This window comes from Micromonospora noduli, assembly GCF_003264365.1.
Lineage (GTDB): Bacteria > Actinomycetota > Actinomycetes > Mycobacteriales > Micromonosporaceae > Micromonospora > Micromonospora noduli.
Window position 1 is genome coordinate 45,250 of sequence record NZ_PYAK01000021.1, and the last position, 25,591, is coordinate 70,840.

Genomic DNA, 25,591 nt, shown 5'->3' on the forward strand with positions numbered 1-25,591 from the left:
CGCGAGGGCGTGATCACGGTCCAGCCGCGAGTCGGCGTAGATGTCGTGGCGCAACCGCACCCAGGCAGAGTTGCGCAGCTGATGTTCGGTGAGCAGGCCGTCCCGGACAGCGTCGGAGCCGCGGAAGATCTGCCAGGCCAGGGCATCGGGGCGATGCGGACGTGGGGGCATGCCGAGCAGCCTGCCGACCACGGACTGTCCACCGAAACCCCTGTGGACAACTCGGCCCGCGCATGCCGCCGGACCTGTGGACAACCACGAATCCGCCTGCCGATCGTGCTATGGCAGTGGTCAGAACGACCGACCAATCAGGCATCGGAGCCGTCGACGGGCGGTGATCCACTCGCGTTTCTGAAAGTCGGGCGATCACCGGCTTCGGGACACCGCGACTTCCATGAACCCGAGTCGATCAAGCCGCGGGGGCAGGGCGGGGTGGCGCGGCGGGGGGACGGTGAGGTGGGGTGCGGCGGTCGGGGTCAGCTGAGGGCGGTGGTGATGGCTCGGGCGGCGGCCAGCACCTCGGGGCCGATCGTGTCGACGTCCAGCGGGGCGAGCGCGACCACGCCGACGCTGGCCTCCAGGCCGGGTACGCCGAGCACCGGTGCGGCCACCCCGTACGCCCCGGCCTGCAACTCCCCGCTGCTACTCACCGGCTCGGCCACCCCGGCGCGACCGGCCAGGATCGCCCGGCCGGCCGCTCCCAGGTCCAGTGGATGCCGTGCCCCGGCCCGGTACGCGACGTGGAACGACGTCCAGCTCGGCTCGACCACGGCCAGGGCGACGCCCTCGCCACCTTCGACGACGGTCAGGTGCGCGGTCGCGCCGGCCTGCTCGGCGAGGCGGCGTAGCGCGGGCAGCGCACCCTCGGCGAGCAGCGGCTGGGCCCGTCGGGCCAGGTGCAGCAACCCGGCACCGAGGCGCAGCCGACCGTCTCCGTCGCGGCGCAGCATGCCGTGCCCGGTCAGCGCACTGACCAGTCGGTAAACGGCGGCCCGGCCGATGCCGAGTCGATTCGCGGCCTCGGTGACGGTGAGACCGCCAGAGGCGTCGGCGACCAGGTGCAGCAGCCGCAACCCCCGGTCGAGCGTCTGCGACGTCTCCCCGCCCCGCCCCGCAACCGCGTCGGCCCGCCCCGCGCCAGCATCGGCCCGCCCGAGGGTCGCGTCGGTCGAGCGGGAGGACTGTCCGGAGGCCGCGTCGGCTGAGCGGGCGGCCTGCCCGGAGGCCGCGTCGGCTGAGCCGGAGGCCCGCCCGAAGGGCACGTCGGCCCGACCTCCACCTGCGCCGGACGATCCGAAGGTTGCGTCCGTCGGCCCGGAAGCCCGCTCGAAGGCCGGGTCGGCGGGGGCGGTGGGGTTGGCTGGCGGGTCACCGGAGCCACCGGAGCGTGCGGTCGCATCCACGCCTGGCAGCGTACGACCCGGCACCGGCGGACCCGGACAGGCACGGACAGCTACCCTTGTACGGTGACGCTACGCCTGTATGACACCGCCACCCGATCGGTGCGGGACTTCGTCCCGCGGGAAGCCGGCAAGGTGGGGGTCTACCTGTGTGGTCTCACCCTCCAGGCGCCGCCGCACATCGGTCACCTTCGCTCCGGCGTCAACTATGACGTCCTGCGTCGTTGGCTGTTGGCCGCCGGCTACGAGGTCACCTTCGTTCGCAATCTGACCGACATCGACGACAAGATCCTGGTCAAGGCGGGCGAGCAGGGCCGACCGTTCTGGTCGATCGCGTACGCCAACGAGCTGCTGCTCGCCGAGTCGTACCGGTCGTTGAACGTGCTGGCGCCCACCTACGAGCCGCGCGCCACCGGGCACATCCCCGAGATGCATGAGCTGATCACGAAGTTGATCGCCGACGGGCACGCGTACCCGGCGAGTGACGGCTCCGGCGACGTCTACTTCGACGTGGCGTCCTGGCCGGCGTACGGGTCGCTGTCGGGTCAGTCTCCGGACGCCATGCAGTCGGCCGGGGACGCCCCGGATCGGGGCAAGCGGGATCCGCGCGACTTCGCGCTGTGGAAGGGCGCCAAACCGGACGAGCCGGCGGACGCCTACTGGCCCTCGCCGTGGGGGCTGGGCCGTCCCGGCTGGCACATCGAGTGCTCGGCGATGTGCTGGCGCTATCTCGGCCCGGAGTTCGACATTCACGGCGGTGGCCTGGATCTGACGTTCCCGCACCACGAGAACGAGATCGCCCAGTCCCAGGCGGCCGGGTTGCCGTTCGCCCGCTACTGGGTGCACCACGGGCTGCTCAGCATCGGCGGGGCCAAGATGGGCAAGTCCGCGGGCAACGCGCTGGGCCTGGCGTACGTGGACTCGCTCGGGGTGCGGCCGGTGGAGCTGCGCTACTACTACGCCGCCGCGCACTACCGTTCGGTGATCGACTACTCGGAGGATTCGCTGCGCGACGCGGCCACCGCGTACCGGCGGATCGAGGGTTTCGTGCAGCGGGCCGCCGAGCGGGTCGGTGCCGGGCAGCTCGGTGAGCTGCCCGCCGGCTTCGTCGCCGCGATGGACGACGACCTCAACACGTCCGCCGCGCTGGCCGTGCTACAACAGCACATTCGGGACGGCAACACCGCGCTGAGCGTCGGCGACGATGTGACCGTCCGCACCACGCTGGCCGTGGTGCGGGCAATGCTGGATATTCTCGGGATCGACCCCCTCGACCCGGCCTGGACCGGTGGCGGCCGATCGGACGATCTTCGTGCCGTGGTGGACTCCCTGATCGCGCTGGCCCTGGAGCAGCGTGCGCAGGCGCGGGGCCGCAAGGACTGGGCTGCCGCGGACGCCGTGCGCGACCAGCTCAAGCTGGCCGGCGTGGTGGTCGAGGACACCCCCCAGGGCCCCCGTTGGACTATTGGAGAGCAGGACTGATGGCCGGCAACTCGCAGCGCCGTGGCCGGCGACTGACGTCGAAGGCAGGCGCCCCCAAGGGCACCGGCGGCAAGAACAAGGACTCGTTGGCCGGGCGGGGTCGCACCCTGCCCGCGGACGAGCGGCCGTGGCACAAGGGCTACTCGGGCACCGAGAAGCTGCCCCAGCGCACCGCCTGGAAGCAGGACAAGGAGCGCCGCGCGGCGGCCGAGGAGGGGCGCGCCCCCAAGATCGGCCAGCCCGGCAGCAAGGACACCACCTGGGGTCGGGGTGGCGGTCGGGGCGTACCGGTCGGCCGGGGTGCTGCCACCGGCGGGCGGGGCGGCAAGCCCACCGGGCGGTCCGGCCCCCGGGTCACGCCGGGGCGCAAGTCCAACCCGTCCAAGGACACCCCGGAGCTGTTGGTCGGGCGTAACCCGGTGCTGGAGGCGCTGCGCGCCAACGTGCCGGCGACGGCGCTCTACACGGCCCAGGGCATCGACATGGACGACCGGATCAACGAGATCATCCGGACCGCCGCTGACCGGGGCATCGCCAACCTGGAGATCAGCCGCGCCGAGTTGGACCGGATGACCGGCGGGGTGCTGCACCAGGGCGTCGGCTTGCAGGTGCCGCCCTTCGCGTACCAGCCGTTCGAGGACATGGTCGCCGCTGCCCTGGAGCAGCAGGCCCCGCTGCTGGTCGCGCTGGACGGTGTCACCGACCCGCGCAACCTGGGCGCCGTGATCCGGTCGGCTGCCGCGTTCGGCGCGCAGGGTGTTTTCGTACCCGAGCGTCGTGCCGCCGGGATCACCGCGACCGCCTGGCGGACCAGTGCCGGCGCGGCCGCGCGGGTGCCGGTGGCGCAGGTGACCAACCTGACCCGGTCGCTGAAGGCGTGCCGCGACGCCGGCTTCATGGTCGTCGGCCTGGATGCCGACGGCGACACCGACCTCTACAACCTGGAGGCCGCGGTCGGTCCGCTGGTGGTGGTGGTCGGTTCCGAGGGGCGCGGTCTTTCCCGCCTGGTCGGGGAGACCTGCGACCTGACCGTCAGCATCCCGATGATCTCCGAGGTCGAGTCGCTCAACGCCAGCGTGGCGGCGGCGGTCGCCCTGGCCGAGGTCGCCCGCCGGCGCTCCGTCGAGCAGTAGCGCACGTCGAACGACGGCCCCCTCCCGCCGAGCGCGGGAGGGGGCCTTCGTGTCAGCTCTGACAGGTCAAGAGCCGCTTCGGGTACGGCGAAGGGGCGGCCCGCCGAAGCGGACCGCCCCTGTCGGTACGGCGTTACGTCAGATCCGGCCACCGGTGGCGGCGTGGAAGACGTGGCTGCGACCGGCGACCGGCTTGACGAACACGGTGTCACCCATGTTCGGCATGTTGCGCCGGTCGGTGCGGACGACGAAGCGCTCCGAGTTGCCACCCAGCGCGGCGTGGCCGTAGACGTTGGCGTCCGAGCCGAGGTCCTCGACCAGCTCGACCACGACCGGCATGCCGCCCTCGGTGGGGCTGACCAGCTCGCAGTCCTCCGGGCGGAAGCCCACGGTGACCTTGCCGTCGCCACCCTCGGCGCGGGCCGCCTCGACCTGCTCGCGGGTCAGCGGGATCTGCAGCTCGGCGAACTCGGCGCCCCGCTCGTTCAGAGGAACGGTCTTGATGTTCATGGCGGGCGAGCCCATGAAGCCGGCGACGAACACGTTGGCCGGGGTGTCGTAGAGCGCCCGCGGGGTGTCCACCTGCTGGAGGACACCGTCGAGCAGCACCGCGACCCGGTGACCCATGGTCATGGCCTCGACCTGGTCGTGCGTGACGTAGACCGTGGTGACGCCCAGCTTGGCCTGCAGGGACGCGATCTGGGTACGGGTCTGCACGCGGAGCTTGGCGTCGAGGTTCGACAGCGGCTCGTCCATGAGGAAGACCTGCGGCTCGCGGACGATCGCCCGGCCCATCGCGACACGCTGACGCTGACCACCGGAGAGCGCCTTCGGCTTACGGCTGAGGTACTCCTCCAGCTGGAGCAGCCCGGCCGCCTCCTTGACCCGCCGGTCGATCTCCGACTTGGAGGTCTTGCGCAGCTTGAGGGCGAACGCCATGTTCTCGTACACCGTCATGTGCGGGTAGAGGGCGTAGTTCTGGAAGACCATCGCGATGTCGCGGGCCTTCGGGGGAAGGTGGGTGACGTCACGCTGGTCGATGTAGATCGAACCGGCGTCCACGTCCTCCAGACCGGCGAGCATCCGCAGGCTGGTGGACTTACCGCAACCCGAGGGGCCGACCAGGACGAGGAACTCCCCGTCGCCGATCTCGAGGTCCAGCTCGTTGACGGCGGGACGCTCTTGGCCCGGGTAGACCCGGGACGCCTTGGAATAGGTGACCGTAGCCATGGTGAAGCGCTTCCTTTCACCGGCAGGAACGTGCCGGACGATCCGAGTGAAGGAGCAACCGGCACGTGTCCGTGCCGGTTCAGCGGACGGCGGCGCGGTCGCGGGGGCGCCCGGTCGTCGTCCGTGTCAGTGAACCGTAAACGCGTTTACCCGTGCTGCCAAGGTGGGGGGCCGCCCTGCCCACCAGGCGGGCTACGCATTCCGGTCACTCGGGCACGGGCAGACATCAATCGACGCCGTGGGAAACGAGTCTGCGTCGGGTTGTTGACGATTCCCGTTCTCGGGAGGCCACGCGATCGGGATTACCGGACGTCAGTCGCTATGCTGACCTCGACGCACGCGCCCCTGTAGCTCAGCTGGCCAGAGCACTCGCCTTGTAAGCGAGATGTCGCCGGTTCGATCCCGGCCGGGGGCTCCAATTACATCAGACCTTTCCGAACGGCACTGCTGTCCCTGTCGGTCCGGCCCGAGCGGCATCCGGGCGTCGACCAAGTTCGCTATCGTGCCTCCGTCCCGCCATCAGGCGGTGGTCCACGGGGGAGTCACAATGAAACAGAGCACCACTCTGCTCGTGCTGGGCTTGACCGGCGGCCTGTTCGTTGCTGCCGGCTGCACTCCGACGACTGAGCCCACGCGCGCCGACAAGCTGGTCCAGGCCACCGCCACGGCCACTGCCGTGCCGTCTCCGACGCCCAACGTCCGCAGCGAATTGGTCGTGGCATTGCAGCGGTCGCAGGGGGCTGCCCACCGGTACGCAGTGCGCGGCAACCTGCCCGAAGGGCAGAACGTCAACGGCACGGGTGCCTTCGATCCGAAGAAGCGCCGTTTCCAGACCACGATCTCGGTCACCGGAGGGAAGTATCCGTCGGCGGGGAGCCGGATCGTGATTGGCAACGACAGTTACGTGCGGCCGTCCGACGACAAGGACTGGGTGCACGTCGATCTGAAGCGAGTGAAGCGCGACGATCCCTTCCTGCGCTTCGACTGGGTCGACCCGACCGGCCTGAAGGCGTTCACCTCGTCGATCGCCTCGGTGGACCGCGTCGACCCGCATACCTACACCGGCCGTTTCGACCCCACCGGCAAGGACGCCACGTCGTTCCTCCCGGTGGGCGCACCGAGCATCGTCTCGATCGGCATAGGCCTGTCGCCGTTCACGATCACGACCGACGACCAGGGTTGGGTGACCTCGATCAAGGTGGAGCTGAGCCCCAGCGATGGCCGGAAGCTGACGCTGACCACCACCATGAAAGATCATGGGAAGTCCTTGAAGATCAACGCGCCGGCACGCGCTGGTGAGGCCGCCGACTTCTACTACCGCAAGTAACAGTTCAGCCGCACCGGGCCGGTGTCACTCCGGGCGCACGGTGTCCCACAGGTGTGGTTGGCAGTAGTGGTTGCGAGCACCAGCCGCCAGCACCGCCCGCAGCGGGACGAGGTGCGGGGTACCCGCGAATCATCGGGGATCGGAGACAATCGTGCGGACCCCGGTCGCCCCGGTCGGGCCCGCGAGGGGCACTGCCACCGCGGATGCCCCGAGTTGAGTGGCGCGCCCACCCGACCGGACGACGGAGCGCCCGGCGCTAACCTGGGGCCGGAGCAGCGCGGAGCGGGACGGGGGCAGATGAGTCGGGCGGTGGAGGAGTCGAACCGGGCGATGCTGCGCGCCCGGGACGCGATGGACCGGGCGTACGCCGAGCCTCTGGACATTCCCGCGTTGGCCCGGATCGCGCACGTCTCGCAGGCGCACTTCATCCGTACCTTCCGGGCAACCTTCGGTGAGACCCCGCACCGCTACCTGCAACGCCGCCGGGTGGAGCGGGCGATGTCGTTGCTGGTGGAGACCGAGCGGGACGTGACGGACATCTGCTACGCCGTCGGCTTCGGCAGCCTGGGCACGTTCAGTCGGACGTTCCGGCAGATCGTCGGGGAGTCCCCCTCGGATTTCCGGCGTCAACGCGTCGCGCCGGCCAACGTGCCGTCGTGCTTCACCAAAGCCTGGACCCGACCCAGCAGTTTTGGATAAGCCGCAGGTCACGGTCTACCTCTAGCGTCATGGGCATGACGATGAACGCGATCAGCCGCTCCCAGATCTACGTCCTCGACCAGGACGCCGCGCTTGACTTCTACGTCAACAAGCTCGGCATGGAGGTCAACACCGACCAGGACCTCGGCTTCATGCGGTGGCTCACTGTCAACCTGCCCGGCGACCCGGAGCGCGAGATCCTGTTGGAGAAGCCGGGCCCGCCCGCGCTGGACCCGGCCACCGCCGAGCAGGTCCGTGAGCTGCTCACCAAGGGCGCCCTCGGCGGGTACCTCTTCATGACCACTGACGACGCCCGCAAGACGCACGAGGATCTTGTGGCGAAGGGCGTCGAGATCACCGACGAGCCGACCGAGCGCCCGTACGGGATCGACTTCGGCATCCGGGACCCGTTCGGCAACCGGATCCGCATCGGCCAGATGTTCCCGCGGGCGTAGGGGGCGGGCGATGAGCCAGGCCGCGGCGTTTCCAGTGGTACGACCGACCGCCGTCGGTCGGGACCGCCTGCTGTTGATCGGCGGGGTGCTCGCCGGCCCGATCTTTGTCGGCTCGGCGATGGTGCAGGCGGCGACCCGCGACGGCTTCGACTTTCGTCGCCACCCGGTCAGCGTGTTGAGCACCGGAGAGCTGGGTTGGATTCAGATCGTCACGTTCCTGGTCACCGGGGTGCTCTGCGTGCTGGCCGCCCAAGCGTTGCGCCGCCGTACCGGCGAAGGCAGCGGATCGGTCTGGCTGCCCCGACTGCTCGCGCTGTACGGCCTGGGCCTGGTCGGGGCGGCGATCTTCAGCGCCGACCCGGCCGACGGGTTCCCGGTCGGTACGCCTCGGGGCGCCGGTGAGATCAGTTGGCACGGGGGCCTGCACTTCCTGGTGGCGGCGGTCGCCTTCGTGTCGCTGATCGTGGCGACTGTGGTGGCCGCCCGTCGGGCCGCCCGGCAGGGGGCGCGCGGTCGAGCCGCGTACAGCCTGGTGACCGGGATGTTCTTCGCGGCGGCCTGGGTGACGCTGATCGCCCGGCCGACTCCGGCGGTGATGGTGGCGTTCGGCCTGGCGGTGACGGCCGGCTGGCTGTGGGTGTCGGTCACCTTCGCGCGGGCGGCGTCCGGTCGGGTCGACTGAGCCGACGGCCGCAGGACCGGGAGGTGCGGGGTCGAACTCGTACCTCCCGGTGTGTTGAGGTGGGGGCCATGGTGACCCGGTTGCTCTACCTGACCCGACACGCCGAGCAGGATCTCTCCGAGCCGAGTGGGCCGGATGCCGGCGAACCGGATACCGGCCTGTCGGAGCGCGGCCGGCGGCAGGCCGCCCTGCTCGGCGAACGCCTGCGGGCCCGGCGGTTCGCCGCCGTCCACCACGGGCCGCTGCGCCGGGCCGCGCAGACCGCCGAGCTGGTCGCCAAGTCGCTGTCCGACGTTCCGGTGTACGAGACGGAGCTGGCCGGTGACCACCTCCCACAGGACACGGATCCGGCTGGCCTGCCGCCCGCGTACGCCGAATTCCTTACGCAGTTCTCGGCGGCCGAGCGGGTCGACGGGCCGCGAGTGACGGCGGACGCGGTGCGGCGCTTCGCCGGCCCGGTCGCCGAGGGGCCCGCCGGCGGGGAACCGGTGCGTGAACTGGTCGTGACGCACAGCTTCCTGATCGCCTGGCTGGTGCGGCACGCCCTCGACGCGCCGGAGCGGCGGTGGCTGGGTTTGAACTCACACAACGCGGGGCTGACCGTCATCCGGTACAGCGCGGCCGGCCCGCCCAGTCTGATCGCCGTCAACGACGTGGCCCACCTGCCGCCGGAGCTGCGGGGCACCGGCCTGCCCCCGGACTACCTGGTCTGAGTGTCGGTGGCCCGCAGCAGCAGCTCGACCAGCGCGCGGGTGGCTGGCAGCCGTTGCGCGTCGTCGCTGGGGCAGTCGTCGTACCCGATCTCGGTGGTGCCGACGGTCAGCCGGTAGCTGAACACGTCTGTGCAGTTGGTCGCGCCGGCCGTCTGGCGGGCCTCGGCGGACAGCCGGGAGTCGGCGGTCAGCCCGCGCAGCCGGCCGAGGTCGGCGGGGTTGAGTTGGCCGGTACGCCGACCGCCGGCACGGTCCACGGCCGTCCATCGGCCGTCCGGCTCGACGGTCACGGTGTCAGCGCGGCCGGCGAAGCCGCCGGAGCGAAACAGCATCACCCGCGTCGACGCGATATCGGTGGCCGGCGGCCCGGTCGGCAACGTGGAGGCGGGGGCCGCGGTTGGCGGCGGCGGGGCGTCGGTGGCCGACCCGGTCGGGGTGGGGCCGGCGCTGGTCGGCGTTTGGTCACGAGCGGCGCCGCTTCCGTCGGTGCTGGTGCAGCCGGCCAGGAGCGCGACCAGTAGGGCGAACGTGGCGCCGGCTGTCGAGGCGGGTCTCATGTCCGTCGGACGTGCCGGGGCGGGTGTTGGTTCCCTCGTCAAGCCCCTCATCCGAACGGTCAATGTCGATGTCTGACATCGGTTCAGGCCTTCTCTTTTCTTCAACACATAGCTATATGTACATGTGTGACTACCTCCGTCACATCCTTCTCCTCACAGGAGCGCACGTGAAAAGAGCTCTTGCCGCCGTCAGTGCAGTGCTGCTCACCAGCGGCCTGCTGACCGGCGTCGTCACCCCGGCGCATGCGGCCCCGCCCACCTCTCCCGCGCCGGACGCCTCCGCCGCGGCCCGAGCGGCAACCGTCCTACGAGCGAACCCCGGAGCCGTCCAGGGTTCGAGCGCCGAGTCCTACCAGGTGCACAGCACCAAGGTGGACGCCAACGGTGCCGCGCACACCCGCTACACCCGGACCTACCACGGCCTGCGGGTGTACGGCGGTGACTTCGTCATCCACACTGCGCCGAACGGCACGTACGCCGGCAGTTCGGTCGGTTTGGCCGCGCCGCTGACCCTCGCCACCTCGGCCGGGACCACCGCGGCGGCCGCGAAGAAGGCCGCCAGTGCCCGGTTCGCCGGTAAGGCCGAGGCGGTGGGCACACCGGAACTGTTCGTCGACGCAAGCTCCGGCACGGGCCGGCTGGCGTGGGAGACCGTGGTCAGCGGGTGGCAGCCCGACGGGCAGACCCCGTCCCGGCTGCACGTGATCACCGACGCCGCCACCGGCGCGACAGTCGGGTCGTACGACGAGATCGAGTCGGTGGTCGGCAGCGGCCAGGGCATCTACACCGGCACGGTCAGCATCGACACGACGCTCTCCGGCAGCACGTACCAGATGATCGATCCGTCGCACGGCAACGGCCGTACCTGCGACATGAACAACGGCACGTCGACCTGCACCACCTTCACCGACGCGGACAACGCGTGGGGCACCGGGGCAAACTCCAACCGGCAGTCCGCCGGCGTGGACGCGCACTTCGGCGCGGCGAAGACGTTCGACTACTTCAAGAACGTGCACGCCCGCAACGGCATCTTCGGCAACGGCGCCGGCGTGCCGAGCCGGGTGCACTACGGCAACAACTACGTCAACGCCTTCTGGGACGGCGCCCAGATGACCTACGGTGACGGCTCCAGCAACTCCCGCCCCCTCGTCTCGCTGGACGTGGCTGGGCACGAGATGAGCCACGGTGTCACCGAAGCGCTGGCCGGCCTGGTCTACTCCGGCGAATCCGGCGGCCTCAACGAGGCCACCAGTGACATCTTCGGCAACATGGTGGAGTTCTACGCCGCCGCGCCGAGCGACCCGGGCGACTACCAGGTCGGCGAGAAGATCAACATCAACAACAACGGCACGCCGCTGCGCTACATGTACAACCCGTCGCTGGACGGCTCGTCGGACAGCTGCTGGTCCACCAGCACCAAGAACAAGGACGTGCACTACTCCTCCGGCGTGGCCAACCACTTCTTCTTCAACCTGGCCGAGGGCACCGGCGCCACCTCGTACGGCACCTCCCCGGTCTGTGGTTCCGCCCCCGCGGTGACCGGCATCGGCCGGGCCAAGGCCGAGAAGATCTGGTTCCGGGCACTGGACGTCTACTTCACCTCCAACACGGCGTACGTCAGCACCAGCAACCCGGCGAACACCGCCCGCGCCTACAGTCTGCGGGCGGCCACCGACCTGCACGGAAGCTGCTCCACCGAGTACAAGGCCGTGCAGGCCGCCTGGACCGCGGTGAACGTCGCCGGCAACGACGCGCCTTGCTCGACCGGCAACGACTTCTCCGTGGCGCTCTCGCCGACCGCCGGCTCGGTGAACCCGGGCAGCTCCGCCGCCACCACAGTGTCGACCGCCACCACCAGTGGCTCGGCGCAGACAGTGACGTTCTCCGCGTCCGGCCTGCCCAGCGGGGCGAGCGCCGCGTTCAGCCCCGCCTCGGTGACCTCGGGCGGCTCGTCCACCCTCACCATCAGCACCTCGGCGAGCACCCCGGCCGGCACGTACTCGATCACCGTCAACGGTGCCGGCGCGGTCACCCGCAGCGCCACCTACCGGCTGACCGTGAACGGCGCCGGTGGCGGTTGCACCGCGCCGGGTCAGAAGCTGGCCAACCCGGGCTTCGAATCCGGCGCGACCGGCTGGACGGCAAGCTCCGGCGTCATCACCAACTCCAGCAGCCAGGCAGCCCGCACCGGGTCGTACAAGGCATGGCTGAACGGGTACGGCAGCACCCGCACCGAGACGCTCACCCAGTCGGTGAGCCTGCCGGCCGGCTGCGCGTCGTACGCCCTCAGCTTCTGGTTGCACATCGACTCCGCCGAGACCACCAGCAGCATCGCCTACGACAAGCTCAACGTGCAGGTGCTCAACTCGAGCGGAACCGTTCTGGCCACCCTGGCGACCTACTCGAACCTGAACAAGGCCACCGGCTACAGCCAGAAGTCCTTCTCCCTGGCCGCGTACGCCGGCCAGACCGTCAGCCTGAAGTTCACCGGCACCGAGGACTCCTCGCTCCAGACGTCCTTCGTGGTCGACGACACCGCGGTCACCGTCTCCTGACCTGACCACGAGCCCAGCGACCCGCACAGTGGTCGCTGGGCTCGCCGGTGCGGTGCCGGCAATCTTGGACAGTTTCCGTTCAGCGCTGACGGAAACAGTCCAAGATTGCTTCGGGCAGTCCGCGTGGTCTGACCAGTCGCCGCGCCGTTAGTGTCGCCGCACTGGTGCACGGCGTCGGCTCGCCAGATCGGCGTCGTCGAACGGGTGCGCGGGAAGGGGCGGACGTGTCGGACGCGGAGTTGACCGTCGAGGTGACCGGGCCGGTCGCCACCGTTGTCATCAGCAATCCGGCCCGGCGCAACGCGATGACAGCGGCCATGTGGCGTCAGCTCCCCGAACTGCTCGACCGGCTGGAGCCCGACCCCGACGTACGGGCGTTGGTGCTCACCGGCGCCGGCGACGCCTTCTGCGCGGGTGCCGACCTCGGTGACCTGGCCGAGCTGCTGGACGCCGGTGACGCCAGCATCGCGGTGACCGCCGAGGAGCGGCTGGCCCGGTTCGCCAAGCCGACGATCGCGGCCATCCGGGGCGCCTGCGTCGGCGGTGGGGCTCAACTTGCGGTCGCCTGCGACCTGCGGATCGCCGCAGACGACTCCCGTTTCGGCGTACCGCCGGCCCGGCTCGGGCTGGTCTATCCGGCACCGACGACGCGCCGGCTGGCCCGGCTGGTCGGCCCGTCCGCCGCCAAGCATCTGCTGTTCACCGCCGAACTGATCGACGCCGAGCGCGCCCTGCGGATCGGCCTGGTCGACGAGGTGCTGCCGGCCGACCGGCTCGCCGCCCGGGTGGACGAACTGACCGCGACGATCGCCCAGCGGTCGCCGCTGAGCATCGCCGCCGCGAAGGAGATCATCGAGGAGCGGGCCGAGCCCGCGCGGATCGCCTGGTGGCACCGGAAGGTGACGACGACCGGCGAGGCCCGCGAGGGGGTGGCGGCGATCGCCGAACGCCGGCAGCCCCGCTTCGCCTGGCGGCCACCGACCGACGCCTGAGCGCCTCGGCTGCTGCGGGTGTCATGACAACGCGGAGCCACCCGAGCCGATGTTGAAACCTGCCGGCCCCGAGGCGCCCGACAGCTGATCGCGTTTGTCGTACGACCATCGATGGGTATCCCGGGACCAACCAGGGGCGGGGGCCTTCATGGAGATGGTGACTTCATCGCAGAGCCGCAATCGTCGGCGACTGATGCTCGTGGTACCGCTGTCGATTCTGGCGGCTGCCATGATCGTCGGCGCGGTCGTGGTTGGTCGCGACACCGGCATCGTCGGCGGCGACCCGCCGGCCTGGGCGGCCGCTCTCGGCGGCGTCCTGCAACTCGGCGGGCTCGCCCTGACGATCGCAACCCTTGTCTGGCTGGTGCGCAGCGGCCGGTTCCGTGCCGACCGCGAGTCGTTGCTGCGGCGGCTGCACCCGTCGGACACCCGAAGCCTGCAGCAACAGGTCAGGCGGGGCGCGCCGCAGGACGATGCGGACTTCGGACTACTCCGAGCCGCCGCGCGGACGATGATCAACCAAAGTTGGTATTCAATGGTGCTTCTCGGCTTCGTGATCTCGAGCTTTGGTCAGGTGCTGCTGAAGTTCACACCGCTGTTCACCGGTCTTTTCGCCGTCATGGCGACGTTGGGCGTCGGTGCCGTCGCGTTCTCCTTCCGTGATGCCAGTCGGGCCAAGGCATTCCTCTGCGCCCACCCGGAACCGGAAGAGCAGGAGTCGCACGACTGACGCGTCTCACCGCAGCATTCGGCAGTCTCGGCCCGACCGGCGGCCGGCGAGCGTTTTGGCTGCCATCGTCGATGGGTAGTTTCCCCGCCACGCGGTGATCGGGGGACCACTATGGACGCGACAGCGACGGATCCGGACCGGGCCGGGCGGAAACAACGGCGACTCCGTCTGATTTTCGGGTTCGTGCTGCTGCCCGCCGTGGTCGGCGCGCTCGCGGTCGGTGTCGCGATGGGTGGCCAGAACACCGGCATTTTCGACGGTGATCCGCCGCGCTGGGCCAGTAATCTCGGACGCGTTCTGCTGATTCTCGGAGTCATCGTCGAGGTGGCCGCTGTCGTCTGGGTCGTACGCACCGGGCGCTACCGGGCGTCCCGACAGTCCCCGTTGCTGGCCTTGAACTGGTCGCGCCGTCGGCGGCTGGCGCGGCAGGTTCGACGCGGCACACCCGAGGCCGACGAAGACGCGGCCTTCCTGGTGGAGACCGCCCGACAGTTCGTCGAGCAGCGCTGGTTTGTGGTGCTGGTCGCGGGGTTGGCGATGACGAGCGTCGGTCAGGCATTCCTGGGGTTCGCGCCGTTCTTCGCGATGATCGGCGGGTTGCTGCTGGTGATCTGGGCGGTGCTGACCGTGTCGGTCCTGCGAAACGCCCGCCGGGGCGAGGCGTTCCTACGGGACCACCCGGATCTGAGCGGACAGTAGCCGCAAGCCGACCCCACTCATCGCGGGATTTCGATCCCGAGTGCCCGGTTCTCAGGCCGGTACGGCAGGCTGTCCGTTGTGCAGCGTGATCAGTTGCTTGCGGGCCGCTACCGGCTCCTGGAGCGCCTTGGCAGTGGCGGCATGTCGGCGGTGCATCGGGCGTACGACGAGGTGCTCGAACGGGACGTGGCGGTGAAGGTGTTGGTCGCCTCGGACACCAACGCCCGACAGCGGATCCGAGGCGAGGCCAAGGCCGCGGCCCGGCTGTCGCATCCCCACGTGACGGGCGTCTACGACTACGGCGAATCGGTGCTGGACGGTGCCCAGGTCCCGTTCGTGGTGATGGAGTTGCTCGGCGGTCACACACTCGAACACCGGTTGGTGGTCGGGCCGTTGCCGCCGCGCCCCGGTCTGCGGGTGTGCGCCGAGGTGGCCTCGGCCCTCACCGCCGCGCATGAGCAGGGGTTGGTGCACCGCGACATCAAGCCGGGCAACGTGATGCTCACGCCGACCGGTGCGAAGGTGCTCGACTTCGGCATCGCGGCAGCCGCCGGCGCGCCGGAGATCGACTTCGAGGGGCGGCTGCTGGGCACGCCGGCGTACCTGGCGCCGGAGCGGTTGCTGGCCGGCGAGGTGCTGCCGGCCAGCGACGTGTACGCCCTCGGCCTGCTGCTGTACCGGGTGCTCACCGGCCGGTTGCCGTGGCCCGCTGAGACACAGACCGGGATGCTCCGCGTGCACACGCTCGTCGAGCCGGACCCGCTGCCCCCGATCGACGGCGTACCGCCCGAGGTGCACCGGCTCTACCGCTGGTGCCTGGCCGGCGACCCCGCCGACCGGCCGTCGGCCGCCGACGCGGCCCGCATATTGCTCGCCGCCGCCAGCGGCGCCGCCCTTGAGGCGGCTGCCGCTGCCTCGGCGGCAAACGTCGCTGAGTCGACCGGCCCCGGGTCGACCGGCGCCACAACCACGGCCGCACCAACCGGGGCCGAGCCGACCGGCACCGGGCAGACAAGGGCTGGGCCGACCCGGGATTCGGCGGTGCGGATGAGGCGCGGGCCGTGGCGTCGGCGGCGAGCCATTCTGACGGTCGGCGGAGCCGTGATCGCCGCGGTGGCGCTCGCCGGGTCGCTCGGGGACTTCAGCAATCGTCGACAGGGACAGATCGAAGCGCCGACCGGCAGTGGCCCGGGCACCACCACGGTGGGGATGCCCCGCACCGAGGAGTCGACCGACGCTGCCGATGCCGGACCGACCGCGGTGCCGCCGACCAGGAACACCGCGCCCGCTACCCGGATCAGCCCTCCGGCCGCTCCGGGCGGGACACTGGTCCCGGGCCCGACGAGCCCCACTTCTGACCCAACCCCGACCGCGCCGACTCCCACCGCTGCCGCCGCTGTACCCGTCGACGCTCGTGGCGGGACGGTCACTGCTCGCTGCGTGGGAAGGTCGGTCGAGGTGCTCACTGTGGTGCTTGCGCCCGATTTCCGGGTCGAGGGGTACGACCCGGGTCCGGCGAAGCAGATCGTGGTCGAGTTGACCTCCGCGGAGCACCGCAGCGAGATCCGGGTGCAGTGCCCCAATGGGCAGATGCAGTCGAAGGTCAAGGAACGCGCCGTCTGATCGGGGGCCGGCGGGTGCCGCGCCCGGGACGTACCCGGGACGCGGCCCCCCGTTCCCGCCGGCCGGTCCGTCACCGCCCGGCCAGCGCCGCCCAGCCCGGGTTCACGGGCTCCCGACGCAGCGGCATGCCCGCCTCCGCTGGCGTCCGGTCCCCCTTGCGCTGGTTGCAGGCGTAGCAGGCGGCGGTGGTGTTCCGCCAGGTGTTCCGGCCGCCGCGCGAGCGGGGCAGGACGTGGTCAATGGTGGAGGCCGGGCCGCCGCAGTACGCGCAGCACCGGTCGTCGCGGCGCAGCACACCGGCGCGCGACCAGGCCGGCCCGGAGTTGAACCTCCACCGGGTGACCACGAAGCGGACCAGCCGCACCACCCGGGGCAGCGGGAAGACCCCGATCACCCGGTCCGGCTCGGCCTCGTGGATCTCGGCCACCCGGCGGCAGAGCATGCGGACAGCGTGTTGAACGGTGACCCGGTGCAGCGGGCCGAGGTCGGCGTTGATGACGAGGACGGCGTCCACCGGGATCTCCCTCCGTGCTGATGACGAACATGGCGACGACTTGCAAGGCGACGACGAACAGGGCGATGAGGGACGGACAGCAAGAAGCCGCCCGGTCCGGCTGTCGGACGGGGCGGCTCAGCGCGTACGGATACGCGTCAGTCGGGCCGGCCCGCCCAGGGACCTTCCGCTCGGTAACCGTCACCGGGCAGCGTCGACAGCACGGTGCTGACGTGCCATGTCGTCATGAGCTGCTCCCGCGGTGGTGGTTGACCTTGCGCGCTCACGGTAGGTCGACCCGGGAGACACGGGCAACGTATTTCGATCGGCCAGCCTCGTCGGGACGCCGCTGGCGACGGGTGCGGGGAGCTGCTTTGGCCGAGACCTGGGCGGTGGTCAGCGGCCGGTTCAGCCGCAGGGCCATCCGTGCGGTGAGTTCGCTGTCCAGCAGCGGCCGGTTGACCTCCCCGGCGACGGCGAGGGCGGGCCCGGAGACCGACCTCCAGATCGCGGCCAGCCCGGCGCCGAGGCCCACCAGGGCGACGGTGGCCCGGGTGGTCGGTGAGCCGGCGGCCGCGGCGGCACTCACCCCGACGACCGCGAAGAGCACCAACAGCAGGGGTACGAGCACCGGCCAGAAAATGCCTCGGGCCGCCTGCGCCACCAGTCGCCGGTCTCGGATGATCAGGTTCCTGGCGATCACCGCGTAGTCCTCCTCGTCGAGCAGGTCGCGCGGGTGCAGGCCGCCGGTGAGCACGTCGCGCCAGAGGTCACCCTGGCCGCGTAGCGCCCGGCTCAGGGTGGCGGGCGTCGGCTCGGTCGGGTCCCCGTGGCCGGCCCGGTCGACAGCGCTCGCCCAGGCGGCCAGCGAGCGGCGCACCACCGCGGCCGAGTACGGCGGCAGCACGCTGGCCAGCTCGTCCAACCACCTGCTGATCTGGACCTGCCGGCCGCCGAACTGCCGCAGCAACTGCGAGACGTCGCCGGCTCGGACGGTGTCGGCCACTGAACGGCCCAGTCGGTAGGCCAGCCCGACCCGATGGTTGGCGGCCATCGCCCAGCGCAGCACCTCCACGTTGAGGTCGTCGAGGGCGAGCAGCAGCGGCACCGGGTCGGCGGGGTCGGGCTGGCCCAGGTCGGGGAGCAGGGCTCGGGCGGCCGACGTGTCGGGCACCGGCCCGGTGTGCCGGGTGAGGTCGGCGATCTGGGCCAGGGCTACGTCCACCCCGTCGAGGTACATCCGCATCCGACGGTGGGCGGACATCTCGGTGAGGTTGGAGAGTTTGGCCGGCGGTACGGCTGGGCGGGCCTCGACGAAGGCGCGGGGCTCGGCGTGCTGCCCGTGGTGATAGGCGTCCGCCATCCACCAACCCAGCCGGAGCGCGGTGACGATGCAGGCGCGCTCGTCGCGCATCAGCGGGTACGCGTCGTCGCGGCCGATCTCGTCGATCGACGAACCGTTCTCCGCGCCGGCGCGGTGCAGTGGTGACATCTCCCGCTGCCCTCCCGCCCGGCCGATCGACGGTTGATCATTCGAGCGTACGGCAGCGTACGGTGGCTTATGTTGTGTTTTGTCGATTTGGCCCGGTGCGACCGGCCAACAGCCCACGCGGTCGGATCGAGCGCACCGGCTCGGCCGCGCCACCCTCCGCGCGCAGGATGTGGTTCGCGGCGATGATCCCGGTCGCCGCCGAGCGTTCCATCAACGCGCTCGGGAAGCCCGTGGCGATGCCGTCGCCGGCCAGGTAGAGGCCGTTCGCGTCGGTTCGTACCCCCGGCCGCCAGGCGTGGCTGCCCGGCGTGAACGCCGGCGCCTGCGCCTCCACCCGGGCCCGCAGCTCGCGGACCCGCAGGTCGCCAGCCTCCGGCCAGAGCGCGACCAGCTCGCGGCGCATCCGCTCGGCCAGCTCCTCGGCCGGCACGCCGGGCTCGCAGGCGTACGCGTGCAGCTCGACGACCGACCCTCCGGTCTGCTGCGCCCAGCGCCGCGGCTCGTTCTCCAGCCGGTGGTAGAGCGTCACCGAGTCCAGAGTGGGCTGGCGGGACACGCCGCTGAACACCGCCCGCTCGGCGGCCACGTCCCCGTCACACCAGTACCGCGCCACCGCGTACGGCGGGCCGGGGGTGCCGAAGGCCGGCATCCGTGCCGCCAGCTCGGGTGCCTGCTCGGCCAGGTCCGGGGAGGCCGCCACCAGCGCGGCGAGCGCCGGCGGGTCGACGGCGAGCACGACGTGACCCGCCGGATGGCTGCCGCCGTCGGTGGTCGTCACCCGCCAGCCCTCGGCGTCGCGGTGCACCCCGGTGGCGGCGCAGCCGGTGAGGACCCGGCCGCCGTGCTTCTCCACGTGCCGGGTCAGCGGCTCCCAGATCGCCGTGGCGTAGTCCTCGTCGGGGCAGTCGAAGGCCAGCCCCTCCGGGTTGCCGAGCAGATAGAAGTGGAACTGGGCGACCATCTCGGCGGCCGACATCTCCGCCTCGTGGTTGAAGAACGAGTGCGAGAAGACCTCGAACAGCATCGCCCGCGCCCGGTCCGGCAGTCGCAGCGACGCCAGCAACTCGTCGGCTGTGGTGTCGTCCAGGTCGGCGTAGGTGCGCACCGGGTCGTAGCTGAGCAGCGGCAGCGCCGCGTCCCGGTCCATCAGTCGCAGGTCGGCCAGGCGCAGGCTGGGGCTGCGCAGCAGCAGCGCCAGCAGGTTCGCCGGTGGCGCGGGTGGCAACCTGCCGAACTCCTCGGTCGGCCACTGCTCGCTGAGAATCGGGTAGCCCGGAATGGGCTTGAGGAAGCCCAGGTCACTGTCGATCCGGCGGAGAATGGACCGCCAGTTGTAGTACTGCCGGAAGAACGCGTGGAAGCCGTGCTCGTTCTGCTGGCTGCCGTCGGCGAGCGCCTCCGGCCAGGCGCCCAGTCGACCACCGAGGGTGGGTGCCGCCTCCAGCACCGTGACCGCCACACCCCGCTCGGCCAGCACCACCGCCGCCGACATCCCGGCGATGCCGCCACCCACCACCAGCGCCGTGGTCGGTCGCGGCACCCGGTCGGCGCCACCGCCGCCCGGGTCCACCTGGTGCTGCCGTACGCCGATCAGCCGACCTACCACTTGCGACAGCGCCATGGGCCCAGTCTGCCCCACTTTGGATCAGTCGGCTGGTAAGCAACGGCGGGGACGGTCGGAGGCCGGCCAGACGTACTCCAGATCCTCCGGCACGTCGTCGCCGAACAGCGGGCGGTAGTGCGTCGGGTCCTTGCGCAGCAGCGACGAGCGGTGACTCAGGTGCAGGTCGTCGCGGCCCAGCCACGGTGGCAGCTCACCGGCTCGGGCCAGCTCGTCCTGGGTTCGGATCACGCCGGCCCCGCAGGCGGCGGCGAGGTCGACCGTCATCGTGGTGGCGCAGGTGTCGGCCCGCCCCGGTTCGGTCCAGACCGCGCACATGTCCAGCCCGTAGCGGACGAGCGCCTCCTCGTACCCGGCCCACATCTTCACCGCCGGGTGGTTGCGCCAGCCGTACCCGGGTCGGGTGAGTCCACGCAGCACCTGGATGGCCTCCACCCGCTGCTTGCCGAGCCGCTTCTGGTCCAGCGTGCGGGCGCTGGCCAGAAAGCCCGGGTACGGGAGGAACGTCTGCATGGCGCTGCTCTACCCGTCGCCGGAGCGGACATACCTGGTCCCGGGATGATCCGGACGGGGTCGCCCACCGTGGCCGTGCTGATTACGATCCGGGCATGGCGGAGCCGTGGCGGGACCGGGCGCGACGGGCGGTCGAGTGGAACTGGCGGCTGCGGTCCGTCGGTGATCCGCGCCCGCACTACGTGATCTGTGGCAGGGACGCGCTCGCCTACTACGTGGCCCGGGCGATGCTCGAATCCGAGCTGCCGACGGGTGGGGCCCGGGTGACAGTCGTGGTGCCCGAGCGTTACCGCAGCAACGGGCCGGACGTGGCCGGGCTGCGCGGCGTCCGCGTGGTCCGTTCGGACCGGCTGGACGTGGCCACCTTCGAGGCCGCCGGTCTGGCCGGCGCGACGGGGCTGGCCCTGTTGCACCAGGACGACGTGGGCAACCTGCACGCCGCGCTCTGCGCCCAGGCTGTCGACCAGCGGGTCCGCCAGGTGCTGCGGATGTTCAACGGCACTCTCGCCGACGGCGTACGCAAGCTGCTCAAGGCCCCGGTCGAGGTGCTCTCCGACGCCGAGATGGCCGCGCCGGCCTTCGTGGCCGCCGCGCTCAACGAGGTCGACCCGAGTTCCTTCCAGCATCGGGACAAGACGCTGCGGGTGGCGCGGCGGGCCGACGTCCGACCGCAGGACGTGGTCTGCGCGTTGGCGCACCTCAGTGAGACGCAGGGGGTGGAGCTGCTGCCGGCCGAGCAGGCCGGCGCCGACCTGGTGCTCGCCGAGGCGACCGGTCAGCCAGCGGGCACCGAGGTCGCCGCCCGCCGATTGGTCAAGGCACGTCGGCGGCGTCGTCCGGTCGCGGTGGTGATGGGGGCGGTACGTGGCTTCGCCACCCGCAAGATCGGCATAGCGGTGATGGCGGTGCTCGCGCTGATCGCGGTGCTGGGAGCGCTGATCTCCCGGGCTGAGGACGTCTCTCCGCTGGAGGCGCTGTACCTGACGCTGGTCACCACCCTGAGCGGCGCCGACCCGGACACCACCAAGGCGGCGGACGCCCAGATCATGCAGGTGGTGCTCAACCTGGCCGGGTTGGCGCTGATCCCACTGATCACCGCCGTCGTGGTGGACGGCATCGTCAACGCCCGGCTGGCCCTGCACACCGGCCGCCTGCAACCCGCGCGGGTCGGGCACGTGGTGGTGATCGGCCTGGGCAACGTCGGCACCCGGGTGATGGCGCAGCTGCGCGAGTACGACGTCGAGGTGGTGGCGATCGACAAGGATCCGGAGCCGCGCGGCGCCGCACTGGCCCGCCAACTGGAGGTGCCGCTGATCGTCGGCGACGCCGCATTGCCGGAGACGCTGGTCGCCGCCTCGGTGGCCGACTGCCAGGCGCTGGTGGTGGCGTCCACCGACGACGTGGCCAACCTGGAGGCGGCGCTCGCTGCCCGCGACCTCCGCGCCGACCTGCGCGTGGTGCTTCGGCTCTTCGACGGTGACTTCGCCGAACGGGTGGAGGAGACCTTCGCGCTCGGCGTGTCCCGTTCGGTCTCCTACCTGGCCGCCCCGGCCTTCATCGGGGCGCTCACCGAACGCGCCGTGATCAGCACCATCCCGGTCGACCGGCACGCGTTGCCGGTCGCCGAGGTGCCGGTCGCCGCCGGCTCCGAGCTGGACGGTCGACCGCTGGGTGTGGTCAACCGGGACGGGCAGGTCCGGCTGATCGCCCGCACCCCGGCGGGCGGCGCCAAGACCATCTGGTGGAAGGACCTCGACCCTCGGCAGGTGATCTTCGCCGGTGACCGGCTGACCGTGGTCGCCCGGCGGCGCGGGTTGGACTGGCTGACGCGGCAGTGCGCCCCGCCCGCCTCGGCAAAGGTGACCATGCCGCAGGGGCACGTGGGTTCGGTGCCCCGGCCCGTGCCCACCCAGTCGGGCGCCGTTGCGGCCGAGCCCACCGCTGGCGAGGAGCCGTCTGTATCGACGGCGGTCCCCGGGTCGTTGCCGGCGTCGACCGACTGGGAGGTCGCCGCCTCGGCCCCCGACGCGACAGGGCAACCGGCAGGTCACCCCGCACCTTCCAGCGGTAGTGATCCTCGAACCCGAACGAGCGAAGAGCAGTGACCAGACGCTCCGCGCCGGACGTGTCTGTCTTTTGAGCGGTATTCCTCTGAGTCATAAATATGACTCAGAGGAATACCGCTCAATGCGAGCAGGCCCATCGCGCGGGCTTGTCCCCGATGTACGTGGTGTGGGACAACGAGCACCCGGAGCGTGAGTGGCCCTCCTAAACCGAAGGGTCGACGGTTCGGGCCGCAGGAACCGGCGCGCAGTGGGCGACAATCCATGGCATGCGTTTCCGCATCCTGGGGCCGACCCAGGTGGTGCTGGCCGACGGGCGAGAGGTCCCCGTGGGCGGTCCGCGGCTGCGCGCCCTGCTGGCGCTCCTCCTGCTCGACGCGGGCCGGGTGGTCTCCGCGGAGCGCCTGATCGACGGCCTGTACGGGGAGCATCCGCCCCGGGGCGCGGCGAACGCGCTCCAGTCCCAGGTGTCGCGGCTGCGCCAGGCCCTGCCCGCCGGGCACGACCCGGTCGAGTTTCACCCGGCCGGTTATCGCCTGGCGGTGGATCCCGACGACGTCGACGCGTACCGGTTTGAACGGCTCGCCGAGGCGGGGCGCCGCGCGCTCGTCGGCGGCGACTGGCACCGGGCGGCGGCGGTGTTGCGCGAGGCGCTGGAGCTGTGGCGTGGTCCCGCCCTGGCCGATGCCATCGGCGCAGCCGGCGCGCCCGCGCAGGCGGCCCGGCTGGAGGAGCTGCGGTTGGCCGCCATCGAGGATCGGGTCGAGGCGGACCTGGCGTTGGGCGTACACGGCACGCTGATCGCCGAGTTACGGGAGCTGGTCGTCGCGCATCCGTTGCGGGAGCGGGCGCGGGGCCAGCTCATGCGTGCCCTGGCGGCACTGGGTCGGCCGGCGGAGGCGCTGGCCGAGTTCGAGGACGCCCGGCACACGCTGGCCGAGCAGCTTGGCGTCGACCCATCGGCGGAGTTGGCCGCGGTCCACCTGGCGGTGCTGCGCGGTGAGGAACGCGGGTCGGCTGAACCGGTGCTGCCGAGTCAACTCACCACCTTCGTCGGGCGCGAGGAGGAGCTCAAGCGTGTCGGCGACCTGCTCGGCGATCGCCGGCTCGTCACCCTCACCGGCCCCGGGGGCGCGGGCAAGACGCGCCTGGCGATCGAGGCCGCGGGCCGGGTCGACGGGGAGGTCCGTTTCGTCGAGCTGGCCGGGCTGGCCGACGGGTCGGACGTTCCGCAGGCGGTGCTGAGCGCGCTCGGCCTGCGCGACGCGGGCCTGCGCGCCCCGGCCGAGTCGGGCTGGCAGACGACCGACCGGCTGGTCGAGGCGCTCGCCGAGCGGCAACTGCTGCTGGTGCTCGACAACTGCGAACACGTCCTCGTCGACGCGGCCCGGCTGGCCGCCCGGCTGCTGAGCGCATGCCCGGCGTTGCGCGTCCTGGCCACCAGTCGGGAGCCGCTCGGGCTGGCCGGTGAGGCGCTGTGCCCGCTGTCCGGGCTCACAGTGCCGCCGCTCGGCGCGTCCGTGCTGGACGCCGACGAGTACGCGGCGGTCGGCCTCTTCGCCCAGCGGGCCGCCGACGTCGCGCCCGACTTCACCGTCACGCCGGCCAACGTCGAGATGGTGCTGCGGATCTGCCGCAGCCTGGACGGCCTGCCGCTGGCGATCGAGTTGGCCGCCGCGCGGCTGCGTGCGCTGTCCGTGGCCGAGGTGGCCGCACGTCTCGACGACCGGTTCCGGCTGTTGTCGACGGGCAACCGGGCCGTGTCGCCGCGACACCGCACTCTGCGGGCCGTTGTCGAGTGGAGCTGGGATCTGCTCGACAACGCCGAACGGGAAGTGGCCCGACGGCTGACCGTCTTCGCCGGTGGGGCCACGCTGGAGGCGGCCGAGCGAATCTGCGGCCTGCCCACCGCCGAGTTCGTCGACGCGCTCACCGGTCTCGTCGACAAGTCCTTCGTGGAGATGACCGGCGGTCGGTACCGGATGCTCGAAACGGTGCGGGCCTTCTGCGCCGAGCGTCTCGCCGAGGCCGGCGAGGCCGACCAGCTCCGTCGCGCGCACACCGCGTACTTCCTGGAATTCGCCTGGACCGCCAGCGATCACCTTCGTTGCGCGGAGCAGCTGCACTGGCTGCGACGGCTCGACGCGGAGCGGGACAACCTGCACGCGGCGTTGCGCCGGGCCACCGCGGCCGGTGACGCGTCCGAGGCGGCCGGAATGGTCGCGGCCCTGTCGTTCTACTGGTGGCTGCGCGGCATGCGCGGGGAAGGGGCGCGGCTCGCCGCGGACGTCCTCGAACTGCTCGGCACCGAGGCGCCGCCGGGGTTGGGTGAGGAGTTCGCCCTCTGCGTCTACAACGCCTCGCTCGCCGGCTCCGGCCCTCTGCCGTCCCTCGGGACGCAGCGGTCCGTGATTCGCAGCCTCGACGGGCCGCCCCGACAGCCCTTCCTGCTGTACCTGTCGGGGATCTCGACGGGACCGCCGTCCGGCGGTGCCGAGGACGTCGACGAGCTGATGGGGGAGCTGCGACAGCTGGTCGGCCCGGACCCGTGGATCAACGCGCTCGGCGCGATGGGCACCGGCTCGGCGCTGATGTGGAGCGACCAGCGGGACCGGGCGAGGGCAGCGCTGGCCACCGCGCTCGACGGCTTCCGCGGCACCGGGGACCGGTGGGGCACCATGATCACGCTCGGTGCGCTCGGCGAACTGGCCGCCTGGCAGGGCGACCCGGCGACCGCGGGCACCCACATGGATGAGGCCATGGGACTGGTCGAGGCGCTCGGGTCGGCCGTCGACCAGGCCGACATGCTGCGTACCCGGGGCGAGATCAGGCTGCGCGCCGGTGACCTCGCGGGGGCGCACGACGACTTCGCCGGTGCGTTGCTCCTCGCGCAGCGCAGCGGCGCGCCCGAGTTCGTGGCCAGCGCCCGGCTCGGCCTCGCCCAGGTGGCCCGGGTGCGCGGGGACCTGGCCGCCGCGAGGCGGTTCTGCGAGGAGGCGTTGACCGGCGGGCTCACCGGCTGGTACGTCGGCGAGGCCGCCCGTGCGGAGATCATTCTCGTCCTGAAGGAGATCACCGAGGCGGAGAAGGCCGGTGCGCCGCCGTCAGCGGGCGGTGCGTGATCCGTCAGCG

The 25,591-nt window shown here is 71.5% G+C and carries 20 protein-coding genes, 1 tRNA gene and 1 pseudogene; 15 read left to right on the forward strand and 7 right to left on the reverse strand.

Annotation, left to right across the window (positions count from 1 at the left end; translation table 11 throughout):
* Window positions 1–476: 476 nt before the first annotated feature.
* Window positions 477–1,118, reverse strand: a pseudogene (locus GUI43_RS17615) (IclR family transcriptional regulator); the annotation flags it as partial.
* Between the two features lie 348 nt (window positions 1,119–1,466).
* Here GUI43_RS17615 and cysS point away from each other — a divergent pair.
* Together cysS and rlmB are read left to right on the forward strand one after the other, a co-directional pair.
* A complete protein-coding gene (gene cysS, locus GUI43_RS17620; RefSeq protein ID WP_112699296.1) occupies window positions 1,467–2,882 on the forward strand; it encodes a cysteine--tRNA ligase in 1,416 nt (471 codons plus the stop codon).
* On the forward strand, window positions 2,882–4,015 hold the full coding sequence (gene rlmB, locus GUI43_RS17625; RefSeq protein ID WP_112582882.1) for a 23S rRNA (guanosine(2251)-2'-O)-methyltransferase RlmB: 1,134 nt from the start codon (window positions 2,882–2,884) through the stop codon (window positions 4,013–4,015). Before cysS ends, rlmB begins: the two co-directional genes overlap by 1 nt.
* 138 nt (window positions 4,016–4,153) lie before the next feature.
* Here the strand turns inward: rlmB and GUI43_RS17630 are convergent, their stop codons facing one another.
* A complete protein-coding gene (locus GUI43_RS17630) occupies window positions 4,154–5,245 on the reverse strand; it encodes an ABC transporter ATP-binding protein (RefSeq protein WP_091403085.1) in 1,092 nt (363 codons plus the stop codon).
* A gap of 341 nt (window positions 5,246–5,586) precedes the next feature.
* Here GUI43_RS17630 and GUI43_RS17635 point away from each other — a divergent pair.
* The 6 genes from GUI43_RS17635 (at window position 5,587) to GUI43_RS17660 (ending at window position 9,121) form a co-directional block, all read left to right on the forward strand.
* Window positions 5,587–5,663 (forward strand) — tRNA-Thr (locus GUI43_RS17635).
* 129 nt (window positions 5,664–5,792) lie between these two features.
* Entirely contained in the window at window positions 5,793–6,572 is a 780-nt protein-coding gene (locus tag GUI43_RS17640; RefSeq protein ID WP_112699297.1) for a hypothetical protein, read from the forward strand.
* A gap of 297 nt (window positions 6,573–6,869) precedes the next feature.
* Window positions 6,870–7,271 (forward strand): helix-turn-helix domain-containing protein, encoded by a 402-nt coding sequence (locus tag GUI43_RS17645; protein ID WP_112605121.1) that lies wholly within the window; start codon window positions 6,870–6,872, stop codon window positions 7,269–7,271.
* A 35-nt stretch (window positions 7,272–7,306) separates the two neighbouring features.
* The gene (locus tag GUI43_RS17650) at window positions 7,307–7,726 is read left to right on the forward strand and encodes a VOC family protein (protein ID WP_088952055.1); all 420 of its coding nucleotides are present in this window, start codon (window positions 7,307–7,309) and stop codon (window positions 7,724–7,726) included.
* Window positions 7,727–7,736: 10 nt separating this feature from the next.
* Entirely contained in the window at window positions 7,737–8,408 is a 672-nt protein-coding gene (locus GUI43_RS17655; RefSeq protein ID WP_112605124.1) for a DUF998 domain-containing protein, read from the forward strand.
* 68 nt (window positions 8,409–8,476) lie between these two features.
* Window positions 8,477–9,121, forward strand: a complete 645-nt coding sequence (locus GUI43_RS17660; protein ID WP_112605127.1) for a histidine phosphatase family protein — start codon at window positions 8,477–8,479, stop codon at window positions 9,119–9,121.
* Here the strand turns inward: GUI43_RS17660 and GUI43_RS17665 are convergent.
* The gene (locus GUI43_RS17665; RefSeq protein WP_112605130.1) at window positions 9,109–9,678 is read right to left on the reverse strand and encodes a hypothetical protein; all 570 of its coding nucleotides are present in this window, start codon (window positions 9,676–9,678) and stop codon (window positions 9,109–9,111) included. The genes GUI43_RS17660 and GUI43_RS17665 overlap by 13 nt on opposite strands.
* A 167-nt stretch (window positions 9,679–9,845) precedes the next feature.
* Here GUI43_RS17665 and GUI43_RS17670 point away from each other — a divergent pair, with 167 nt between their 5' ends.
* From GUI43_RS17670 to GUI43_RS17690, 5 genes are all read left to right on the forward strand, one after another.
* Window positions 9,846–12,233 (forward strand): M4 family metallopeptidase, encoded by a 2,388-nt coding sequence (locus GUI43_RS17670; RefSeq protein WP_112699315.1) that lies wholly within the window; start codon window positions 9,846–9,848, stop codon window positions 12,231–12,233.
* A gap of 224 nt (window positions 12,234–12,457) precedes the next feature.
* On the forward strand, window positions 12,458–13,225 hold the full coding sequence (locus GUI43_RS17675; protein WP_112582889.1) for an enoyl-CoA hydratase/isomerase family protein: 768 nt from the start codon (window positions 12,458–12,460) through the stop codon (window positions 13,223–13,225).
* A 148-nt stretch (window positions 13,226–13,373) separates the two neighbouring features.
* The gene (locus GUI43_RS17680; RefSeq protein WP_146758764.1) at window positions 13,374–13,955 is read left to right on the forward strand and encodes a hypothetical protein; all 582 of its coding nucleotides are present in this window, start codon (window positions 13,374–13,376) and stop codon (window positions 13,953–13,955) included.
* Between the two features lie 111 nt (window positions 13,956–14,066).
* Entirely contained in the window at window positions 14,067–14,654 is a 588-nt protein-coding gene (locus GUI43_RS17685) for a hypothetical protein (protein WP_112699298.1), read from the forward strand.
* A gap of 78 nt (window positions 14,655–14,732) precedes the next feature.
* Window positions 14,733–16,277, forward strand: a complete 1,545-nt coding sequence (locus GUI43_RS17690) for a serine/threonine-protein kinase (RefSeq protein ID WP_249037777.1) — start codon at window positions 14,733–14,735, stop codon at window positions 16,275–16,277.
* Window positions 16,278–16,347: 70 nt separating this feature from the next.
* Here the strand turns inward: GUI43_RS17690 and GUI43_RS17695 are convergent, their stop codons facing one another.
* The 4 genes from GUI43_RS17695 to GUI43_RS17710 all read right to left on the reverse strand — a co-directional run bounded on the left by GUI43_RS17695 (window position 16,348) and on the right by GUI43_RS17710 (window position 20,396).
* Window positions 16,348–16,791, reverse strand: coding sequence for an HNH endonuclease (locus GUI43_RS17695; RefSeq protein WP_112582893.1), 444 nt, complete (start codon window positions 16,789–16,791; stop codon window positions 16,348–16,350).
* Between the two features lie 262 nt (window positions 16,792–17,053).
* On the reverse strand, window positions 17,054–18,262 hold the full coding sequence (locus tag GUI43_RS17700; protein WP_112582894.1) for a hypothetical protein: 1,209 nt from the start codon (window positions 18,260–18,262) through the stop codon (window positions 17,054–17,056).
* A gap of 67 nt (window positions 18,263–18,329) precedes the next feature.
* On the reverse strand, window positions 18,330–19,883 hold the full coding sequence (locus tag GUI43_RS17705) for an FAD-dependent oxidoreductase (RefSeq protein ID WP_112582895.1): 1,554 nt from the start codon (window positions 19,881–19,883) through the stop codon (window positions 18,330–18,332).
* Between the two features lie 24 nt (window positions 19,884–19,907).
* Window positions 19,908–20,396 (reverse strand): MSMEG_6728 family protein, encoded by a 489-nt coding sequence (locus GUI43_RS17710; protein ID WP_091403045.1) that lies wholly within the window; start codon window positions 20,394–20,396, stop codon window positions 19,908–19,910.
* Window positions 20,397–20,491: 95 nt separating this feature from the next.
* Here GUI43_RS17710 and GUI43_RS17715 point away from each other — a divergent pair, with 95 nt between their 5' ends.
* Window positions 20,492–22,501 (forward strand): potassium channel family protein, encoded by a 2,010-nt coding sequence (locus tag GUI43_RS17715; RefSeq protein WP_225855162.1) that lies wholly within the window; start codon window positions 20,492–20,494, stop codon window positions 22,499–22,501.
* Window positions 22,502–22,728: 227 nt separating this feature from the next.
* Window positions 22,729–25,581 carry an AfsR/SARP family transcriptional regulator gene (locus GUI43_RS17720; RefSeq protein ID WP_112699300.1) on the forward strand — a complete coding sequence of 951 codons (2,853 nt, stop codon included), beginning with the start codon at window positions 22,729–22,731 and terminating at the stop codon, window positions 25,579–25,581.
* Window positions 25,582–25,591: the final 10 nt, after the last annotated feature.